Annotated in this window: 2 protein-coding genes; one reads left to right on the top strand and one right to left on the bottom strand. The window is 36.6% G+C overall.

What is annotated here, in order from left to right:
- Positions 1-951 precede the first annotated feature (951 nt).
- Positions 952-2,451, bottom strand: a complete 1,500-nt coding sequence (locus tag AB7U21_RS11330) for an IS1182 family transposase (RefSeq protein WP_428389142.1) — start codon at positions 2,449-2,451, stop codon at positions 952-954.
- Positions 2,452-2,538: 87 nt separating this feature from the next.
- Between AB7U21_RS11330 and AB7U21_RS11335 the strand changes: the two genes are divergently transcribed.
- Positions 2,539-3,490, top strand: a 952-nt coding sequence (locus AB7U21_RS11335) for a hypothetical protein (RefSeq protein ID WP_428389144.1), incomplete at its 3' end; no start/stop codon positions are given.

Here is a 3,490-nt window from a genome sequence, read left to right on the forward strand (position 1 = left end):
CAATCTGAAAAGTAAAATTTAAGGTTTCATACTATTTTCAACCAGATTTCATTAAAAAGTATATGGTAAATAGTATGTTCTATGAGAAAATCTTACTTTGTAAAGGGGTTAAAAAATACAACTAGTGCTAATTGTAACAAGTTGAAAACATAATTAGTTACAAATAATCAGATTTTTTTATAATAATTTACTTGACAAATACTATATTTGATTTATAAGGGAATTAGGATTGGGCGTGGTCCAATTCGAAAATAAAAAAAAAGGATTAGCAAATGAATAGTTTTAGAGAGTTGATAGAATCTAATTCTAATCAGCGGAAAAAATGCCATCGAATAATGAGGGAGTGTTTTTATAGCTGAAAGTAATGAAGAGGATATTAAAGATGTTTTTTTATATTTTACTTCCACAATTTCCAAAACACAAAACGATTATTTTCCCATAAATCCCTTTTATAGCATATATATTTATAAAGGGATCAATTATGTGTAGGTTAGTAATTATTTTCAGGGGAAAATTTTTGTTTTTTATAACGGAATTAGCAGGGTATATCTTATTTAACAAAACAGCAAATCCGAGAGAAGAGCTGTATTCTTATCCGGGGGCGATGTGATGGTTAGTTGCAAAAAAATAACATATGTCTTTCAAAATCAATTCTATGTTCCTTTTCAAAAAATCAATTTAATTATTAATAAAACAATTGATATAATATTATGGAAGGCGTGGAGCAATGTAGGCGCTTTCCGCAAGGAGAAAAAATGAGACATAAAGAAAGTCCATCGAAATTTACCTTGGCATTACCCAAGTGTATTTTACCACAATCCACAAAATTTAATCAAAAAAAAGCGAGGTGCAAATGAAACGCAAATTTCGCACATCACTACTTTTTGTAGTGCAGGTTGTTGACAAAGCCCCTATTATGAAGAGCCAAAACTATCTGAACTGAGAGATATTTTAGCATGCAACGAAGATGTTTGACATAGATATGGAGAAAAGTGTATAATTGCTTCTATGAGCCCAAAAATGCCATAATGTAGCTTGAATATGACCGAAAAATGATAAAATATGACGCAAAACACCATCTCCATCCGGATTTCCCCTTTTCTTCGTCATAATCATCACCATTTTCTTGATATTTTGGGCAATTGCTGTCATCAGAGCTTGTGATTCTACCTTTTCTATCCCTCTGAATCTGGCATATCTATAACCATGAAGTTGCTTTGCGTCCGCAAAGCTACGCTCAATCGTTTCGGAGCGTCTCTGTTTCATATATTCGCCTCTCTCTGATTTGCGATTGAGCTTTACCTGCTCCGCATATTCCTCCCATACATGTCGCTCAATAACCTTTTGGTGTTTTTTGTTATTAGTGCATTGAGACAAAAGGGGGCATACACTACATATTTTGGGATCTGATACATAGCTGCGAAAACCGTTTCTGTTCGTGTTTCGATACTTGAGAACATGACCTTGCACACAAATGTACTGGTTATTTAGCGCATCAAACTGAAACTTGCTCTTGCGAAATAATCCTTTTGTTCCTCCGGGTTTCCGATATGATACTACAGCGTAGATGCCTTTTTCGCTCAAGGTCTTAAGGATGTTCAAGTTGTGATAGCCAGAATCCAGACCCACTGATTCGACGGAGAATCCGAAGCGATTGATCTGATAATTGAGTCTGTCCAGATACACTGTGCTATCATTTATATTACCGGGTGTTATGTACGCGTCTGTGATTATATTATGCTTGCCGTCGCAAGTTCGATGATCCAGATAATGAAATCCCTCGGGCTTGTTGGTCCTGGCCATGTAGCCGCTATCAGGATCAGTAGTGCTTACTTTGATTTCTTTCATTGGCTCGTCAGCGGAATCCTCCTTGGCAGGTAATGGCTTCTTGCCGTGAGCGATGCGATCTTCATTAACTGCTTGTTCGATATCATCAAGATAGTACTGGGTATTCTTCTGCACAAGCTCACGAGTGAACTTCTTATTATTCGCATTGGCCTTCATATGCGTGGAATCAGTGTAAAGGGTCTTACCATCAATATATTCATGCTCGTAAGCAAATTGCACCACATCATCAAACATCTGACGAAACACATCGGTGCCCTGAAATCTTCTTCTGCGGTTCTGACTGATCGTGGAATGATCCGGTACTTTATCAGTGAGATTCAAGTTGAGAAACCATCTGTATGCTACATTGACCTGAACCTCTTTCGCTAATTGACGCTCGGAACGAATACCATACAAGTAACCAATAAACAACATCTTAAAGAGCATGACCGGGTCAATAGCTGGTCTGCCTTGGGTTTTACTATACAAGGGTTCCATCCGTTGCCGGACAAAACTGAAGTCATAGTTCTCTTCAATTATCCTGAGCAGGTGATCCTGGGGAACCAGTTGTTCGATGCTCACTACCTCGATCTCGGTCTGCCTTGTGTATTCGTTCTTAATCATTGTGTCTCCATACTGTAAAATAATAAAACCACAATGTATTAAGCATACTTTTTGTCAAGCTTTTTTTTATGATTTATCTACTTTTTTTTGCTTATTATCTACGCCCTTCCTGATGCTGGTAAACTTTGTCAACAACCTGCACTACTTTTTGTAGTGCTTTTCATAATTACTGCAACTACACTTTTTAGCCAGACTAGGGCATTTGACGATTCAGACATTGATGTCTCTCTTCAAAATGATCTTGGCGGAGTTGTAGTAGTTAATACTATTATTACAGTAACATTAACTGATCCTGAATTTAGTGCAATTAACGATCCTCCTAACGAAATATCGTCAGCCAGTGCTAGTTTTAGTCAGTTTGGAGGTTCAAATTCTGTTTCTATGCTACAAGATCCGGTAACTGGTCTTTGGAGTTGTAGTTATACAGTAATTCCTGGAACTTTAGATAATGTTACAGCAAAAGTTTTTGTATCTGGAAATTTTAGAAATGGTGGTTCTTCCACTATTCCTGATGATGAAACATTTACAGTTAATAATGTAACGATTACTATAACGGATCTGGATATCGATACTGTTATCCAAAATCCTGGTCCAACTGGTTATGCAATAGTCGGTTCAAGTATTGTTGTCAGTTTTACCAGCATGACTATTGATGCTGCGTCCTTCTATATATATAGTGAAGATGGCATTAATATGCTTATTGGTCCTATAGCGATGGCTGGTCCTGATGTAAATAATATATTTACAGGTACTTGGAATGTAGATCCACTTACTGCTTTACCGGCAAATTCGTATGTGATAAAAGTAATTGCTTATGATAATGATATTTCACCAAATCCGGGAGAAGTTAATGATGATGTACCTGTTCCTATTGAAAGTACAGTTCCCATTGCAGGAGATCTTCTTCTATCTAATTTGGGTGTAAATGGCAATTATTCTGCGAATTATATTGCTGCTAATGATACCATTTATGTATATGCAGAATTTAATCCGAATATATACAAAGTAACTATTGATTGGGGACATACATTTACTGGGC

The organism is Methanomethylovorans sp. (assembly GCF_050177135.1).
Taxonomy (GTDB): Archaea; Halobacteriota; Methanosarcinia; order Methanosarcinales; family Methanosarcinaceae; genus Methanomethylovorans.

Excerpts from the sequence above, each read along its gene's own strand:
- AB7U21_RS11330 (WP_428389142.1), bottom strand. The coding sequence starts at position 2,451 with ATGATTAAGAACGAATACACAAGGCAGACCGAGATCGAGGTAGTGAGC.